The 17,043-nt window shown below is 38.1% G+C and carries 14 protein-coding genes; 12 read left to right on the top strand and 2 right to left on the bottom strand.

Annotated features, from left to right (window positions below):
- Positions 1-51: 51 nt before the first annotated feature.
- The gene (locus tag AC1MGI_RS11975) at positions 52-1,260 is read right to left on the bottom strand and encodes a nucleotidyltransferase (protein WP_480345462.1); all 1,209 of its coding nucleotides are present in this window, start codon (positions 1,258-1,260) and stop codon (positions 52-54) included.
- Between the two features lie 519 nt (positions 1,261-1,779).
- Here AC1MGI_RS11975 and AC1MGI_RS11980 point away from each other — a divergent pair.
- From AC1MGI_RS11980 to AC1MGI_RS11990, 3 genes are all read left to right on the top strand, one after another.
- Complete coding sequence (locus AC1MGI_RS11980) at positions 1,780-2,301, top strand: YceD family protein (protein ID WP_480345463.1); 522 nt, start codon at positions 1,780-1,782, stop codon at positions 2,299-2,301.
- A gap of 70 nt (positions 2,302-2,371) precedes the next feature.
- Complete coding sequence (gene rpmF / locus AC1MGI_RS11985; protein ID WP_028392959.1) at positions 2,372-2,545, top strand: 50S ribosomal protein L32; 174 nt, start codon at positions 2,372-2,374, stop codon at positions 2,543-2,545.
- 726 nt (positions 2,546-3,271) lie between these two features.
- Positions 3,272-3,889, top strand: coding sequence for an RsfA family transcriptional regulator (locus AC1MGI_RS11990; RefSeq protein ID WP_480345464.1), 618 nt, complete (start codon positions 3,272-3,274; stop codon positions 3,887-3,889).
- 146 nt (positions 3,890-4,035) lie between these two features.
- Here the strand turns inward: AC1MGI_RS11990 and AC1MGI_RS11995 are convergent, their stop codons facing one another.
- Positions 4,036-4,503 carry an N-acetyltransferase gene (locus AC1MGI_RS11995; protein WP_480345465.1) on the bottom strand — a complete coding sequence of 156 codons (468 nt, stop codon included), beginning with the start codon at positions 4,501-4,503 and terminating at the stop codon, positions 4,036-4,038.
- Positions 4,504-5,054: 551 nt separating this feature from the next.
- Here AC1MGI_RS11995 and AC1MGI_RS12000 point away from each other — a divergent pair.
- From AC1MGI_RS12000 to AC1MGI_RS12040, 9 genes are all read left to right on the top strand, one after another.
- Positions 5,055-5,939 carry a 2-dehydropantoate 2-reductase gene (locus AC1MGI_RS12000; RefSeq protein WP_480345466.1) on the top strand — a complete coding sequence of 295 codons (885 nt, stop codon included), beginning with the start codon at positions 5,055-5,057 and terminating at the stop codon, positions 5,937-5,939.
- A 1-nt stretch (position 5,940) separates the two neighbouring features.
- Positions 5,941-6,327: a DUF3397 domain-containing protein gene (locus AC1MGI_RS12005; RefSeq protein ID WP_480345467.1), complete on the top strand. Its 387-nt coding sequence runs from the start codon at positions 5,941-5,943 to the stop codon at positions 6,325-6,327.
- 389 nt (positions 6,328-6,716) lie between these two features.
- The gene (gene bshC, locus AC1MGI_RS12010; protein ID WP_480345468.1) at positions 6,717-8,345 is read left to right on the top strand and encodes a bacillithiol biosynthesis cysteine-adding enzyme BshC; all 1,629 of its coding nucleotides are present in this window, start codon (positions 6,717-6,719) and stop codon (positions 8,343-8,345) included.
- 578 nt (positions 8,346-8,923) lie between these two features.
- Positions 8,924-9,355 carry a division/cell wall cluster transcriptional repressor MraZ gene (gene mraZ, locus AC1MGI_RS12015; protein ID WP_480345469.1) on the top strand — a complete coding sequence of 144 codons (432 nt, stop codon included), beginning with the start codon at positions 8,924-8,926 and terminating at the stop codon, positions 9,353-9,355.
- Positions 9,356-9,397: 42 nt separating this feature from the next.
- Positions 9,398-10,330 carry a 16S rRNA (cytosine(1402)-N(4))-methyltransferase RsmH gene (gene rsmH / locus AC1MGI_RS12020; RefSeq protein ID WP_480345470.1) on the top strand — a complete coding sequence of 311 codons (933 nt, stop codon included), beginning with the start codon at positions 9,398-9,400 and terminating at the stop codon, positions 10,328-10,330.
- A 12-nt stretch (positions 10,331-10,342) separates the two neighbouring features.
- A complete protein-coding gene (gene ftsL, locus AC1MGI_RS12025; protein WP_062181437.1) occupies positions 10,343-10,696 on the top strand; it encodes a cell division protein FtsL in 354 nt (117 codons plus the stop codon).
- Between the two features lie 5 nt (positions 10,697-10,701).
- Positions 10,702-12,870, top strand: coding sequence for a penicillin-binding protein (locus tag AC1MGI_RS12030; RefSeq protein ID WP_480345471.1), 2,169 nt, complete (start codon positions 10,702-10,704; stop codon positions 12,868-12,870).
- 335 nt (positions 12,871-13,205) lie between these two features.
- On the top strand, positions 13,206-15,131 hold the full coding sequence (locus AC1MGI_RS12035; protein WP_480345472.1) for a stage V sporulation protein D: 1,926 nt from the start codon (positions 13,206-13,208) through the stop codon (positions 15,129-15,131).
- Between the two features lie 173 nt (positions 15,132-15,304).
- Complete coding sequence (locus AC1MGI_RS12040) at positions 15,305-16,771, top strand: UDP-N-acetylmuramoyl-L-alanyl-D-glutamate--2,6-diaminopimelate ligase (RefSeq protein ID WP_480345473.1); 1,467 nt, start codon at positions 15,305-15,307, stop codon at positions 16,769-16,771.
- Positions 16,772-17,043 lie beyond the last annotated feature (272 nt).

Raw genomic sequence — 17,043 nt, forward strand, 5'->3', positions numbered from 1 at the left:
TGCTAATGGGTGTGCGATCCTGTAATTTCATACGATATATGAGTAAGTCTATTAACTGACAATAACAGGTGATTCATATTCACGCTTCATTAATAAGTGTTGGTAAGGTTGGCTTAGGCCAAGAGCGTATACCTGAGAAGCACGTATATCAAGTTGGATGGATGGGTCATTAAATGCGGACAGCTTGGATATAAGCGGAATGGGAAGGTCTTTCTTAATTTTACGTAAATATTCCCGTCCGCTTGCATTCATCCCGAGTAACCTTAAATAGGATGGTGCTTTTTGGAATGCTTGCATATCATCTTTTTTCGTTCTGGTTAATAGGTGAACACACATTCTTTGAATCCTTGTCCATGTATAGCGTTTTGTTTTTAGTAGCGTCATAAATTCATGAAAGGATGAAGCGATTGCTGCCATTTCTTTCATTCTAAACTCGATTCCTTCTTCAATTTCATAGATATCGGCAAGATCTGCCACTGATGCTGAAAGAATTTGATATTTTAGCAATGGCCAGAATTTTTCCCAATCGTGAAAAGAATGGTAGACTGTTAAATATTGCTGTAATACCTCTTTTGTCGATTTAGGTATGTATGTAATGATGTCCTTCAAGTTTGTTTGATCGGCTATCGCTTTACGTATACTTGTTGCACTAGTAATTGGGCTTTTAGAAAGCTCAGTTTCATGATAGCCCGCTGCAATTCGGTGAATGGTCAATGGTTTGATTTTAAATTGTTTTGATAAGGCTGCTTTAACGTATTCTAGACCGAGGATATTATTGGGTTGTGTTAAATCGAGTACTTCTTCATGTCCTACTAGCTCATTAAACGCTAACGATGCTGCCTTAGGGTAACTGCATCCGGCCTTTAGGTGGTGACGAACCTTTTCATCAAAATCATCTTTATTTTCCATTAAAAATTGATAGGTAAGCATAAAAGGTTCTAGACGACCATCTTCACTCCCAAAACAAAATGCATCACAATCAAGTGCTTCAAGAATACTAATAGCACCTTCTGCAAAAATTCCCGCCTGTTGTGTAGCAAATGGATAGGGCAATTCAAAAACAAGATCTACTCCTCCGGCAAGAGCCATTTTTGCACGGGCCCATTTATTTACTAAGGCAGGTTCACCGCGTTGGAGGAATGAACCGCTCATGATAGCGATGGTTACGTCGGCATTTGCCGCTTGTTTGCTCTCGACTGCATGATATACGTGTCCATTATGAAATGGATTATATTCAACTACGATACCTACTGCTTTCACTTAACTACCTCCTTAAGAATAGCGTATATAGTTCTACTCTTACTTTATCATGAAAATGTAAGGGCTCCAAATTACGAAAAATCACAGTTTAGCAAAGTAATGTTTGCATTGCTGTGAAAAATGGATATTATAGTAGGAGTGAGATTCGCGAAACCTGTGAAAACTAGAATGATGAGCGAAGTTTAATACATTTGGTTGCTTAGCTGTAGACGCCATCGTATCGAGTCGCTAGCTGAACAATCTGTTGGGGAGAAACCCACTGTGCAGCTTGCTCGTCTTGTGCTTGTCGCCGAAAAACGGGCGCCTTCAGCATTTCTGGGTGTCTAGTTACAGGCCCTATCGGCTCGAGTCATAAGTCAAACAATCTGATGGGGAGAAACCCACTCCCCATACAGCTTGCTCGTCTTATGCTTATCGCCGAAAAACGGGTGCCTTCCGCATTTCTGGGTGTAAAGAAAAAATATTGACAAACGGTAGATAGACAGCTATAATTACCTTTGTTGCCTTGAGGTGATTGATTTGAAATGGACGATTGGCCAACTTCAAAAATTTCGGGATAAAGAATTACGGATAGATGAATTTGTGGATATTTCCGATATTAAGGAAAGAGATTCACAAATTCGCGGTGTATCGCCAATAAAGGTAACTGGAAGAGTTGATATTCACTCATCAGACATTACCTTTCATCTGCATTTATCTGGAACATTAATTCTTCCTTGTTCTCGAACACTGGTAGATGTGAAATATCCGATTGATATTGATACAACAGAAACCTTTATACTTAAAGCGGAACTTGCTGAATATGCAATGGATGAAGCGACTGCTGTTATTGGTGATGTTGTGGATCTTATACCAGTAATTAAAGAAAATTTATTGCTTGAAATTCCGATGCAGGTTTTTTGTGAGGATGTCAATGTTGAAGGCGCTGCTCCTCAATCTGGGAAAAACTGGTCTGTTTTGAATGAGGAAGAACAGAAACAGAAAGTAGACCCTAGATTAGCAAAGCTTGCAAACTATTTTGACAACAATAAAAAATCGTAATGGGGAAACGAGAAGAATGGAATAATTCATTCTTCATTGCTTCTTGACTTTTTATAAGGAGGTGGGAATAATGGCTGTACCTGCTAGAAGAACGTCTAAAACTGTAAAAAGAAAACGTCGTACACACTTCAAATTAGTAGTACCTGGTATGACAGAATGCCCAAGCTGCGGTGAAATGAAACTTTCACACCGTATCTGTAAAGAATGTGGAACTTACAACGGAAAAGAAGTTGTAAGCAAATAATTTCTTAAAATAAAAAAAGCACAAAGATTATTATAATCTTTGTGCTTTTTTTATTTTAATGAAAGCAGTTTGAACCGTTTAACTATTCACAAGAATGAGGAACTAACGTTATTACAAGCAGGAATTAATGGCCATCATAAAGAATACTATCTTATTCAATGAAAGTGAGATTTGTGTACATGAAAACTGTGTTTTATTGGAAGCGTACAGTGAACTTGGATTTTTAAAGCTTATCATTAACCAACCTAAAAACAGAAATGCTATTCACTATGAAGTTATGGATAAAGTGAAACTTCAATCACCCCAACTTTCGATACTTCTAAGCCTTGAGGTGGGGTCTTACTGACCGTTCATGCGGGGTAAATTAGATGATGCATGCTCTAAATATCTGCTTCAAAGAATGATTCTGTGGAATTGTATGCCAAACATTAGAAGACAACAGGACATCATAGAGCAGTAGCGAAATTTATAGAAAAATCAGGTATGATATTTTTTCCCTTCTTCTATCTTATCTAGCAAGTGCATATGAATGTAGTACAGTGAGGTTGACTTGTAACCAATAGGGGTAGATCCCTTGCGAGTCGCACCCCATCATCATTGAGTAAAGAATTTGTACAGAAATAAGCCATGTGCAAACTGGTCTTTTAAGAAACAGACTTCTTACCCAAAAAGTATGAGAGTACACAGTTATGCATAGAGGATAAAAAATAAGTTGGGGGGATTTCAATGTCAATAGCAAGGCAGGATGCATGGACTCAAGATGAAGATGTTCTACTGGCTGAGGTGGTTTTACGTCACATTCGCGAAGGAAGTACCCAGCTCAATTCCTTTGAAGAGGTGGGAAAGAATTTATCACGAACTGCTGCTGCTTGCGGTTTTCGCTGGAACTCACATGTAAGAAAACAGTATAAATCCGGTATTGAACTGGCAAAAATTCAAAGAAAAGAAAACAAAAAGCTTCCGTTAATAGAAAAAGAAGAAGTTGTCTCTACTGTGACAGAAACCTCTGTTGACATTCCACAATTACAACTAACTAACTCAACATTTACTATGCAAGATGTTGTCCAGTATCTTACGCATGTAGCGGAACAAACGTTAAATGATAGCCGTGACAGACAATTGATTACACAAGAGTATGATAAACTTCTGCGAGAAAACGAGAAATTGAAAAATGATAACAAAAAGCTGTTTGAAAAACTGAGCTCAGTTGAAGATGACTATAATGCGTTGCTTCAGATTATGGAACGAGCAAGAAAATTAATTGTGTTAGAAGAAGATAAAAAAGAAAAAAAGGTGAAATTCCAGATGGATAAGAACGGGAACCTAGAAAGGGTAGAAAAGTAGCTGAAGAAAAGAGGGAGCGTTTACTCTTTAGGAGAAAACTTTTGTGAAGATTGACTCTATATTAAAATCGTTGGAGAAATTTAATTCTTACCATAATAAATAGCACAAGCGGTACTAGATACCTGTTTGTGCTATTTATTATGTTTTTATTGGATTATAGTAGTTTCAGGTGTCCATAATAATGGATTTTCCCCAAAATCTCGATCCATGTCATATGAAACTGAATGAAAGTCCATTTTATCCCAGAATTTCTCTGATTTAACCCTAGGATTTGTTTTAATCGGTTTTCCGAAGCTTTTCGCGAATTCAACGAGTGACGATCCGTAATGTTTTTGTCTATAATACGGCAATACTTCAAGCTTCCATAATTCTAAAAAATCTTGTTTCGGTTCGAAATATTGATCGAATTTTGCTTTTCTTTCATAAAGGCTCATCCTAGCAACAAGCTTGTCACCAAAGTAGATTCCGTAAAAAGGAGACTCACTATCGTTTTCGATAATATTTGTTTCTAAATCATCCATCATCGATAGCTCTTGAATACCATACTCTTTGAATTTTTTAAATTCTTCCAGCGTTTTATAATTTACCAATAATCGTTCCACTTTATAGTCCATAAAAAGCTCCCCTTTTTTACCGCGGTTTGTGTGAGTATTAGGAATCTGTTAATAGCAAGTTTAGCCGTGCTATCAGTAGAATTCTGAAAAAGAAACCGTTTTACACGTATTATATAATATTTAGTGAAACAATTCCCTAGAAAGATACCTAATTAACATAATATAAAAAATCATTGGAATTATGTACACTTTTTAGGTGTGAGAAGGAGATCGCGATAGATAGTCGTATAGTAAGTAAAAAATTGACCGTTACATCATCTTCGAAAATAGTTTCTAGATCAAGAAGATTTCATTCCAAGTGGTGGTTAAGTTTGGTAACATAAATGAATAATGAAATAATCGCGTGTTAAAACGCTGCGAACTAGTATGAAGGAAGACGATTTATTAAAAATAGGGAAACCAGCCCTAAAAAAGTTGGTGTGGCGGAGCGTAGTAGCAAATTAGACTTTTTATACAAAATCTAGTTTACTTTTCAATTTAAGCGGTAATGCTGTTTAAATTAATGATGCACTGCCCTATTTCCCATCATAAAAAATGGAAGGTAGGGAGTTATGAACATAGGGATAATCGGCGGCGGATCAATCGGCCTACTTTTTGCTGCTTATTTAAGTGATACATATGAGACTACATTATATACAAGAACGAAAGAACAGGCTGATGAACTTATGGAGCTAGGGGTAACACTTAAAAGAGATGGGTTCACTATGATTAATAGGATAAAGGCGGTACCAATTTCCAGGGGCATTACTGATCATAACTTATTGTTCATAGCTGTTAAACAATATCATTTTGAAGATGTTTTCCCTATTATTCAGGACATAGTCATTCCACTTGTTTTTTTACAAAATGGATACTCACATATAAAAATGATGAAAGAGGCAGCTTCAAAAGAAATTTATGTCGGGGTAGTGGAACATGGGGCACTAAAGCAAGGCAGTACAACGGTTGAACACACTGGAATAGGGGTGACACGAATTGCAGTCTATTCGGGTCATCTGGATAACTTTCCATTGTTTCACGGAGATGCAGGAACGTTTCCTTTTATAGCTGAAAAAGATTATCAAGAAATGCTCCAAAAAAAATTATTAGTAAATGCAATAATTAATCCTTTGACTGCCATATTAAAGGTTGAAAATGGTGAATTGATTGATAACCCCCATTTATATACCTTGTTTAAAAAGTATTTTGAAGAGCTCTCGAATATATTTGAACTTGAAAATAGTGAACATGTTTTATGCCATATTGAACAAGTTTGTCTGGCAACTTCGAAAAATCGTTCTTCCATGTTAAAAGATATCGAATCAGGAAGGAGAACGGAAATTGACGCCATTACAGGTCAAATAATGGAGACGGCAATAGAGAGGGGAAAACCGTATGAAATGACCGCATTTATATATTCCTTAGTTAAGGGGATGGAAAGTAGGGAGAGTGAGTAACATGATATCAATTTTCTCAAGTGTAGCCGCGACTTTCATAACAATGCCTATCCTTGCATATATCATTTTTTTCATTGCTATGAAGCAAGTAACCGGAAATCATCGGCGGTCTGTTCATGTCGCGATGGATATCAGCACCCTCTTGTTTATGCTTTCTGTGCACTATCTCATAGTCGCTATCTGGGATCGCCACATTATTTGGATTCTGCTCTTGGCGATGATTGCAATTGCATTCATGGTAGTAGTTGTTCACTATCGGGTAAGGGGTGAAATCGTATTTCAAAAAGTATTAAGAGGTTTTTGGAGGCTTAATTTTGCCTTTTTCTTTTGTGTTTATTTTGTCCTGTTACTTTATGGAATAACCACTAGAGTTCTGTTAACCTTTTAAATGACAATATAGAGGAACGCTAAAGTTCTTATAGTGCGTGTTCAAAAAGGAGGATAAAGTGAAACTTCAATCAGTGGGGGGTTCTTCATCCCCCACCTACGCTTCTTCGATTCCTCTAAGCCTTGAGGTGGGGGGGTACTGCCCGTTAATGCGGGATAAAAAGAGCCGGAGAAGTTCGAGGAGCGCATCTCGAGAGGATCGGAACGTATGAGGTAATACGTAAGGACCGGAGAGACCGAGCTTTGATGCAATTCGCAAGCTTTTCTACCGGACTTTTTGAACATCCTCTTATAAGTAGATTAGAGGTCGTGGGCAACTTTTTTTGTATTCTGTAGATGTGATGATATACTCAATTTAGAATTGTAGAAGCAGAGAAAGGGAGTACATAAATGGAGTTGAAAGATCTCGCTTTACCATCACTAAATGCATTTGCTTCAGACTATCTTACTGATCAATTAGAAGTAGATGATTTTTTTCATTACAGTTTATCTGATAATGGAAAGTATCATAAACGATATCAAGAAGTAATGTCACGAAATTTCTTTCGTGACGAATTGGCTGATTCTATAGAGAAATATATGGCGCGGTATTCTTTGTCGATTCCTGTTAAAGAAAATATAGAGGCATTCCGAAAAGAAGATTCTGTCGTAGTTATTGGAGGACAGCAGGCAGGTCTGCTGTCAGGCCCCCTTTATACGATACATAAAGTGATTTCCATTATTAAATTAGCGGAAGAACAAGAAAAGGCGTTGGGTAAAAAGGTGATTCCGGTTTTTTGGATTGCTGGTGAGGATCATGATTTAGCCGAAGTGAATCATGTTTATACGTTGAAGAATGGAATTCAGGAGAAAAACACGTACCCATTCTATCATCCTTTTAAATCGATGATTTCGGATCTTGAGCTGAACACAGAAACAGCGCAAGCTTGGGTAAGTGAAATTTTCGAAACATATGGGGAAACAGACTTCACCAATAAATTACTAGCCGATACAAATGAAGTCATTAAGCGTTCTACTACCTTTGTTGATTTTTTTGCCTGTTTAATTGATAACTGGTTTCATGACTTTGGTCTTTTGATGATAGATGCTGCTGACCCTGGATTAAGAAAGCTGGAATCAGAGTTTTTTGCAATGTTCATTGATAAAGCGGAAGAAATTACTAAGGCTGTACATGCGCAGCAGTCTTTTATGCAGCAAAAAGGATATAAGCGAATGATTGACATTCAAGAAAAAGCGGCTAACTTGTTTTACTATGATTCGAAGAAAAAGGATCGGATGTTATTAGAAGTGGTGAATGGCGTTTTTTCTGGAAAAAATAAGGAAGTGTCATTTACTCAGCAAGAGCTTCGTGAATGTGCTAGAGTAACACCTGAACGATTAAGTAATAATGTAGTAACGCGGCCAATTATGCAAGAAATGCTATTTCCGGTGCTTGCATTTATATCTGGTCCTGGGGAAATTGCCTATTGGGCAGAATTGAAGCAAGCTTTTGAACTATTCTCTATGAAAATGCCCCCAATCATTCCGCGGCTAAATATAACGATAATCGAGCGAGGGATTGCCACAGATCTCAAAGAGGTAGGGATGAATCTTGAAACTGTGCTAACGACTGGAACTAAATCAGCACAGAGTGAATTCCTTAACACCGTCAAGGATCATTCAATCGAGGTATTATTCCATGAAATGAAAGCGAAGCTAAGTGAGAATCATGAATTGTTTACTGAAAGAGCTATAAGCCTTGATAAAGGGTTAGACCCATTGTTACAGAAAAACCGAAGATTTATCGAGCAACAGCTTGATTTTATTTATGGGAAAATGAATGAAAGTTCACGTAAGAAGCATGAAGTGGTCTTGAATAAATATCAGCGGATTGAACATTCGTTATTTCCACTCGATGCTCCTCAAGAAAGATTGTGGAATATTTTCTATTATTTAAATAAATATGGTACAGATTTTATAAACGAACTGGTTCAGCAGCCATATACATTTAACAACAAGCATAAAGTTATTTATCTATAAGAGGTTGTTCGATAGTCCGGAAAAAATGATAGTCGAATTTTATTATTTCTAGTGCAACTAAAGGACCTCACGTATTAACTGTACATACTTGCAAGACGAAAGAGATTATCATTCCTCGAGTTTGCCGGATTTTTTGAACATCCTCTTTAACGAATCATGATAAAGAAGACAGGCGATTTTTTTGGCGCCCGTCTTCTATTTTTTTTGCTTGAAGGACATGAGGCGGGGCTTCGCGACTTAATAATATAGCCAATCTGCTTAACAGATATACGTACATTATTAAGAAAGTATTTCAAATCCGACTCCGCACCGCAGCCATTGTGATTAGGTGAATGTAGTGTGTTATAGGATGGATCCTTCGTGGTAAATGGTGATGTTATACGTCATATTCGTTTTGTTAGGATTATCGTCAAATTAGTCAGATCATTTGAAGGGAAAATACGCTGTAAAGAAAAATAACTTTATAAAAAAACTGGATATTTAAGGAGGGATAACTTACTAAGTACAGAATTTATATAATAAGTGGTGAAAAGTGGGGGAATGTGGTACATTGTTAAAAGAAAGTGGGGGTAGTGGGCATGTTCATGGGGGAATATCATCATAGCATTGATCCAAAAGGGCGTATTATCATTCCGTCTAAGTTCAGAGAACATCTTGGGGCATCATTTGTTTTGACTCGCGGTCTTGATCAATGCTTGTTTGGCTACCCGATGGATGAATGGCGTCAATTGGAGGATAAGCTGAAGGGCTTGCCATTGACAAAGAAAGATGCCCGGGCTTTTACTCGATTCTTCTTTTCTGGTGCGACTGAATGTGAACTGGATAAACAAGGAAGAATTAATATTCCCACACCACTTACTTCATATGGAAAATTAGAAAAAGAATGTGTTATTCTCGGAGTTTCCAATCGAATTGAGATTTGGAGCAAGACCATTTGGGAAAACTATTTTTCAACATCAGAAGATTCTTTCGCTGAAATAGCCGAGAATATGATAGGCTTCGATATTTAAACGAAGAATCTACATCACTAATCGATTGGAAGGATGTATTACATGTTTGAACACACTACCGTACTACTCAAAGAGACTGTGGATGGATTACAGATTAAGCCAGATGGCATATATGTCGATTGTACACTTGGAGGAGCAGGCCATAGCGCCTATTTAGTATCTCAGCTTTCGGATAAAGGCAAACTCTATGCTTTTGACCAAGATGAAACAGCCATCAAGAATGCTCATGAAAAATTGAAAGAATATGGCGATAGAGTGATATTAATTCAAAATAATTTCAAACATATTGCAGAAGAACTTTTACTAAGAGATGTTCATGAAGTGGACGGAATTTTATATGATTTGGGTGTTTCATCTCCGCAACTTGATACCCCTGAACGTGGATTTAGCTACCACCATGATGCACCACTAGATATGAGAATGGATCAAAGTGCAAGATTATCCGCTTATGACGTAGTAAATACTTGGACATTCCAGGAGTTAACGAAAATTTTCTTTCGATATGGTGAAGAGAAGTTCTCTAAGCAAATTGCTCGGAAAATAGAGGCAGCTCGTGAAATTAAGCCGATTGAAACAACCGGTGAACTTGTTGAATTAATTAAAGAAGGAATACCAGCTCCTGCAAGACGTAAAGGCGGTCATCCGGCCAAACGTGTATTTCAGGCGATACGAATTGCTGTAAATGATGAGCTGGGTGTTTTCGAAGACTCTCTTGAACAAGCGATAGCATTACTTAAGCCAGAAGGTAGAATTTCTGTGATTACGTTTCATTCATTAGAGGACCGTATTTGTAAATCTGTTTTTAAACAGAACAGTGATTTACCGGAAATGCCGCACGGTCTACCTGTCATTCCTGAAGAATTTCAACCCATTCTAAAATTAATCACAAGAAAACCTATTCTACCATCGCAAGAAGAATTGGAAGAAAATAATCGCTCACGTTCAGCCAAGCTGAGGATCGCTGAAAAAAGATAAGGGGGAATCAAAATGAGCTCAGTTGCGAAAAAAATTCAAGAACAACAGATTCAAGAGCAACAAAGATCTGTACAAACTGTTATTGTCCGTAAAATGAAAATTTCCTTTGGTGAAATGATATTAATCTGTGCTCTTGCTCTTGCTATTGCTTTTCTAGGGACCAAAGTTATTTCCAATCAGGCAGCGATTTATAAAACGAATAAATCAATTCAAATGACAAATCATTCTATTGATGAGCAGACTCGGTTGAATGTAGATTTAAAAGAACAAGTCAGTGAATTAAGCACATATGAAAGGATTTGGAAAAAAGCAGCCGACCTTGGTTTAAAGCTTAATGAAAATAATGTAAAGGTTGTGCAGGAATAATGCAAATGAAGCAAAAAAATATGAAGCTTGGAGCAGCGTTTTTATTCGTAGTATTCGGGCTGCTCTTTTTTGCGTTACTTGCCCGTTTTTTCTATATTGAGGCTACAGGACAAGCTGGTGGAGAAGTTCTAGCAGCAAAAATGGAAAAAAAATACGAAAAACAACGGGTGCTTGAAGCGAAAAGAGGCAGCATTCTAGATACAAATGGAGAAGTTATTGCGGAAGATACGGCTTCATATACTCTATTTGCCGTATTGGACGAAAAGATGAAACCCAATTATGTGGTTGATCCGAAACGAACTGCCAAAGAATTAGCTAAAGTAATTGATATGGATGAAGCGGATATATACGCTCTACTTTCAAGAGATAAGAAACAAGTGGAATTCGGAAATGCCGGCAAAGATATTTCCTACGAGGTTAAATCAAAAATTGAGAAATTGAAGCTCCCTGGAATTGCATTTAGTCGAGAAAATAAACGCTTTTATCCAAATGGAGTGTTTGCATCCCATTTAATTGGCTATATTGAAAAAGATGAAAAGTCAAATGAAATGATTGGTAAGATGGGGATTGAAAAATTCTTAAATAAAGAATTAAAGAAAACAGATGGAAAGCTAACATTTGATGGTGATAGATGGGGCTTCTCATTGCCTAATAGCAAAGAAAATGTAATAGCGCCAGTGAATGGTACAAATGTTTCTTTAACGATTGACAAAAAGATCCAGACCTTTTTAGAGGATTCGATGTCTAAAGTACAGGAAAAGTATGATCCAGAACAAATCATTGCAATCGTGTCCAACCCAAAAACAGGTGAAATTTTAGCGATGGGTCAAAGGCCGACCTTTCATCCGAAAACGAGAGAAGGGTTGACAGATACGTGGAGAAACCTAGCGATCGAGGAGCCTTATGAACCTGGTTCAACGATGAAGATATTTACCTTAGCGGCAGCGGTTGAGGAAGGCGTATTTAACCCTAATGACACCTTTGTTTCGGGAAGTTATAACATAAAAGGAACGAAACCTATTAATGACCATAGCGGAATGCCTAGCGGGGAAAAGATGTCATTTCTTGAAGGGATTCAACGTTCCTCTAACGTTGGAGTTGTTACGATAGCGATGGACCGTCTTGGAGAAGATAAATTTCGTGATTATCTTACAAAGTTTGGTTTAGATCGTCTTACTGGAATAGATTTACCTTTTGAAAAAACTGGTACGATTCAGTACAAATATAAACGTGATAAAGCAATGACTTCTGTTGGACAAGCGTCTTCGATGACTGCTATTCAGCAAATTCAAGCAGCGTCTGCTATAGCTAATGATGGAAAGATGATGGTACCTTATGTGATTAAAAAGCTGAGCGATCCAAATACGAACGAAACCATAAAAAAAACCAATCCAACTATGGCAGGACAGCCGATATCGGCTGAAACTGCGAAAAAGGTTCGTGAGTATTTAGGTACTGTCCTTACTGCAGAACACGGGACAGGAAAAAAATACAAAATTGATGGCTATGAAGTAGCTGGAAAAACGGGGACTGCTCAATTTAGCACAGGTGATGGTATATCGAGAGGTGGCGGAAACTATATTTTTTCTTTTTTAGGAATGGCGCCACTTGATGATCCGGAACTGGTTGTGTATGTCGCGATAAAAAAACCAAAACTGAAAGCCGGTGAAGTTGGGTCGGACCCAGTAGCCGAGATCTTTAACCCAGTTATGAAAAGTAGCCTGCAATATTTAAATATTGAACCAGCTAATATTCCAAATCAAACCTCAGAGAAAATTAGCGATTATACGGATCGACCTGTGAAGTCTGCAGTGGAAAATCTTAAAGAATCTGGATACGAAGTCGTTACGATTGGAAAAGGTACTGCGGTTATCAATCAGGCGCCAAAAGCTGGAACTATTTTACTAGAAGGTGAAAAGATCATCCTCCGAACAGAAGGAGATATGCTTGCTCCAGATTTAACCGGTTGGTCTTTAAGAGACGTCATGAAGCTGGCGAATATTGCGAAATTGAAATTAAATGCTGCAGGAAACGGGTATGTCGAGAGTCAGAACTTTAAAGTAGGCGCCGTTATGAAAGAGGCAGATTATTTCCTCGTAAACTTGAAAAAGCCTGGAGATATTGTTCAAGAAGAAATGAAATCTAAAGATAAAGAAGACGAAGTGGTTGATTAAAGGGTGAGGATGAGGATTTCCTCATCCTTTCTTTTTTTGTATGAAGGACATGGGGCGGGTCTGCGCAACTTACTAATATAGCCAAACCATCTATCAGGGATACTGATTTTATTTAGAAAGGAACCAAAATTCTGGATCCGTACCGCCACCATTGTGATTATGTGAGTGTAGCGTACTTAATGGTATATCCTTCATAATAACTGGTAATGTTTTAACACCATTCGGTTTTTGTATTAAAACTAGTATTCTTAAATCCAACACCTTCATTTTGTTCTAGTTATTTCTTGAACAACATATAACTTGTACAAGCAGGATGAAAATGGAGGTGCCTTTTTGTGCGTGTTTCAAATGTAACGGTAAGAAAACGGTTGGCAATCTTCTTGCTTATTGGGCTAACGGTCTTTACGATCATTGTTATTCGATTAGGAATTGTTCAATTTTATCTTGGAGAGAAATTAACGGGACTTGCTGAAGATTCTTGGAGCAGAAATATTACTTTTGAACCAATGCGAGGGCAAATTCTTGATCGGAATGGTGTCCCATTGGCAACGAATATCTCGGCTCCGACGGTATATGTCATTCCAAGGCAGGTTGTCAATCCTGCTGAGACAGCAGAACAACTTGCTTCCGTGTTGGACATGGACAAAGAAAAAGCATATAAACTAATTACAAAACATACTTCGAGCGAAAGAATTCCCGAAGGAAGAAAAATCTCTCATGAAAAGGCAAAAAAAGTGAAAGCTCTAGGTCTAAAAGGGGTATACATTGCCGAGGATTCGAAGCGATATTATCCATTTGGTGAATACTTATCCCATGTGCTCGGATTCACCGGAGCTGATAATCAAGGATTAATGGGAATTGAGCTTTCCTATGATAAAGAATTAAGCGGTGAAAAAGGGTATGTGAAATTATACACCGATGCAAAAGGGAAAAAATTAGAAAATATGGCGGATGACTTTAGTGCACCCGTAAATGGTGATGATCTGAAATTGACAATAGACAACAGGATTCAAACGATTATTGAAAGGGAGCTAGATCTTGCTGAAGCGACTTATAATCCAGATGGTATCATTGCCATTGCAATGAACCCAAACAACGGGGAAATTCTAGCAATGTCAAGCAGACCAACATTTGATCCTGCCAACTTTCAAAATGTGAAAAGTGAAGTTTATAACCGAAATCTTCCTGTGTGGAGTTCTTATGAGCCGGGTTCAACTTTCAAGATTATTACTCTTGCCGCAGCATTGGAGGAAGGGAAGGTTGACCTTGAGAAGGATACGTTCTATGATCCAGGATACATCGAAGTGGCGGGAACAAAGCTTCATTGTTGGAAAAGAGGGGGACACGGATCGCAAACGTACATGGAAGTCGTTCAAAATTCATGTAACCCCGGTTTTGTGGAGCTAGGAATGCGGCTTGGAAAAGACAAACTTTTTCAATATATTAGTGATTTCGGTTTTGGGCAAAAGACAGGGATTGACCTTCAAGGTGAAGGGACAGGAATCCTGTTCGACATCGATAAGGTAGGTCCTCTTGAACAGGCTACTACCGCGTTTGGACAAGGTGTATCGGTCACTCCAATTCAACAGGTAGCGGCTGTAGCCGCAGCGGTAAATGGCGGTACATTATATACCCCTTACATCGCTAAAGAAATGGTTGATTCACAAACAGGTGAGACAATCATGCGGAAATCGCCCCAAGCGAAAAGGAAGGTTATTTCTGAAGAAACTTCGGCAAAAATCCGAGGGGCACTGGAGGCTGTTGTAGCAAAAGGAAGTGGTACTGGGGCATATGTAGATTCATATCGTGTTGGTGGAAAGACCGGTACTGCGCAAAAAGCGGAGAATGGACGTTATTTAGAGAATAACTATATCGTTTCATTCATCGGCTTTGCACCAGCGGATCATCCTGAAATTGTCGTTTATGTAGCGGTCGATAACCCGAAAGGAACTGTTCAATTTGGTGGGGTAGTAGCTGCACCTATCGTAGGAAATATTATGGAGGATGCACTGCGGACAATGGGTGTGAAACCGCGTGATACACAAATTGAAAAGAAAACGAAGTGGGACGATCCTGTCATGGTTGAATTACCGGATGTAGTAGGATTAACTGCAAAGGAATTGCAAACACAACTTATCGGCAAAGTGAATCTAGATGTAAGCGGGGATGGGACTATGGTAGTAAAACAATCTCCAGAAGCAGGTGTAAAAGTAAAAGAAGGGTCAACAATTAGAATTTATCTTGGCGAAAGTTCAGAATAAGTATAGAATAATAAAGAAACAAATCAAGCGGCTGGGTTAATTTCAGCCGCGGTTTTTTTACGCAGTGAAAGGATTGTTCATGTCTGTTTTACATAAGGACTAATCCTAACCTCGACAGATTGATTGCAATACATTATAATTATGCCTTTAAATAGGCAGAGAGGAATGGAAAAATGAGACTTCAAGCGATACTTTCAACCTTACATTCTTTGACTTTGTTTGAAGGGGAAAATCCTGAAATAACCTCCATTGAACATGATACAAGACGAGTAAAAGAGGGCAGTTTATTTGTTTGTGTGAAAGGTTATACAGTGGATGGCCATGACTTTGCAGAAAAAGCAGTCGAATTAGGTGCAGCCGCTATTTTAGCTGAGAAACCAATGAATGTAGGAGTTCCAGTGTATGTCGTTCGTGATACCAAACGAGCTATGGCAGTCGTTGCCGATGCCTTTTACAATCATCCTACCCAAAAGCTTAAACTAATTGGTATAACAGGAACAAATGGCAAGACAACAACGAGTCATTTACTTGAAAAAATCTTTCAGGATGAGCATGTGGCAACAGGTTTAATCGGAACGATGTACACGAAAATTGGCGACAAAAAAGCTGACACAAAAAATACGACACCAGACAGCATTACGTTACAACAAATTTTTCATCAGATGACGCAAGTTCAAGTGGATACAGCCATTATGGAAGTATCTTCTCATGCACTGGAACTTGGAAGGGTTCATGGCTGTGATTATGATATTGCCGTATTTACGAATCTTACCCAAGATCATCTTGATTTTCATGGAACGATGGAACGATATAAGTTTGCAAAATCCTTGTTTTTCTCACAGCTTGGCAATGCTTACCTAGATAATCGACCAAAATACGCGGTGTTGAATGCAGATGATGAGGCGACAGAAGATTTCATCAAGGCAACGGCTGCACATATTCTTACATATGGAATTGATCAAGAAGCAGATATTATGGCTAAGAATATTTCAATTCATTCTAGTGGAACTCAATTTACATTGGTAACAGCTGGAAGAGAGCAATCCGTGAACCTAAAGCTAATTGGTAAATTCAGCGTCTATAATGTTCTTGCTGCCATAGGGGCTTCTTTATGTGCTGGAGTAAAACTTGATTCAATTATACGGTCACTTGAATCTGTTCAAGGAGTGGCTGGCCGCTTTGAGCTTGTCCAGGGAGGTCAGGATTTTGCGGTAATTGTCGATTATGCCCATACGCCAGACAGTCTTGAAAATGTCTTGAAAACAGTGCGTGAATTTGCACATAAGAAAATATTTGTTGTCGTGGGTTGTGGTGGGGATCGTGATAAAACAAAACGGCCAATCATGGCGAAAATTGCATCAGAGTGGGCGACAGACCCTATTTTCACTTCCGATAATCCTAGAAGTGAGAATCCAACACAAATTTTGCGAGATATGGAAAAGGGAGTTCATGAGAAGAATTATCAGGTCATCCAAGACCGTAAAGAAGCGATAGATTATGCAATCTCTGTTGCAACAAGTGGAGATGTTATATTAATCGCTGGAAAAGGACATGAAACTTATCAAATTATCGGTGATCAAGTGCTTGACTTCGATGATAGATTGGTTGCGAAAGAAGCGATTTTACGAAATAGGAAGTAATTAGGGCTAGTTTGCGTATACTTAAAAAAGAGTGGTATTTCTTTCCTTCAACCTATATAACTATATGTTAATTCAACCAGTTTTGATGTCTAGCGAAAACTTCTACTCATAAGCCAAGCAATCTCAAGGATTAGAGGAATCGAAGAGGCATAGGTGGGGGGAAGACCCCACTGATTGAGTTTTACTCTATTATACGTACTATAAAAAACAGAAAGAGATGGAATTTTGAAAAATGATTATTATGAAAAGTAATATAAGTATTCTGAATAAAG

It is taken from the genome of Peribacillus sp. BM1, from assembly GCF_056679975.1.

Excerpts from the sequence above, each read along its gene's own strand:
- mraZ (WP_480345469.1), top strand. The coding sequence starts at position 8,924 with ATGTTCATGGGGGAATATCATCATAGCATTGATCCAAAAGGGCGTATT.
- AC1MGI_RS11995 (WP_480345465.1), bottom strand. The coding sequence starts at position 4,503 with ATGGACTATAAAGTGGAACGATTATTGGTAAATTATAAAACGCTGGAA.
- rsmH (WP_480345470.1), top strand. The coding sequence starts at position 9,398 with ATGTTTGAACACACTACCGTACTACTCAAAGAGACTGTGGATGGATTA.
- AC1MGI_RS12040 (WP_480345473.1), top strand. The coding sequence starts at position 15,305 with ATGAGACTTCAAGCGATACTTTCAACCTTACATTCTTTGACTTTGTTT.
- AC1MGI_RS12030 (WP_480345471.1), top strand. The coding sequence starts at position 10,702 with ATGAAGCAAAAAAATATGAAGCTTGGAGCAGCGTTTTTATTCGTAGTA.
- ftsL (WP_062181437.1), top strand. The coding sequence starts at position 10,343 with ATGAGCTCAGTTGCGAAAAAAATTCAAGAACAACAGATTCAAGAGCAA.
- AC1MGI_RS12005 (WP_480345467.1), top strand. The coding sequence starts at position 5,941 with ATGATATCAATTTTCTCAAGTGTAGCCGCGACTTTCATAACAATGCCT.
- AC1MGI_RS12000 (WP_480345466.1), top strand. The coding sequence starts at position 5,055 with ATGAACATAGGGATAATCGGCGGCGGATCAATCGGCCTACTTTTTGCT.
- rpmF (WP_028392959.1), top strand. The coding sequence starts at position 2,372 with ATGGCTGTACCTGCTAGAAGAACGTCTAAAACTGTAAAAAGAAAACGT.
- bshC (WP_480345468.1), top strand. The coding sequence starts at position 6,717 with ATGGAGTTGAAAGATCTCGCTTTACCATCACTAAATGCATTTGCTTCA.
- AC1MGI_RS11990 (WP_480345464.1), top strand. The coding sequence starts at position 3,272 with ATGTCAATAGCAAGGCAGGATGCATGGACTCAAGATGAAGATGTTCTA.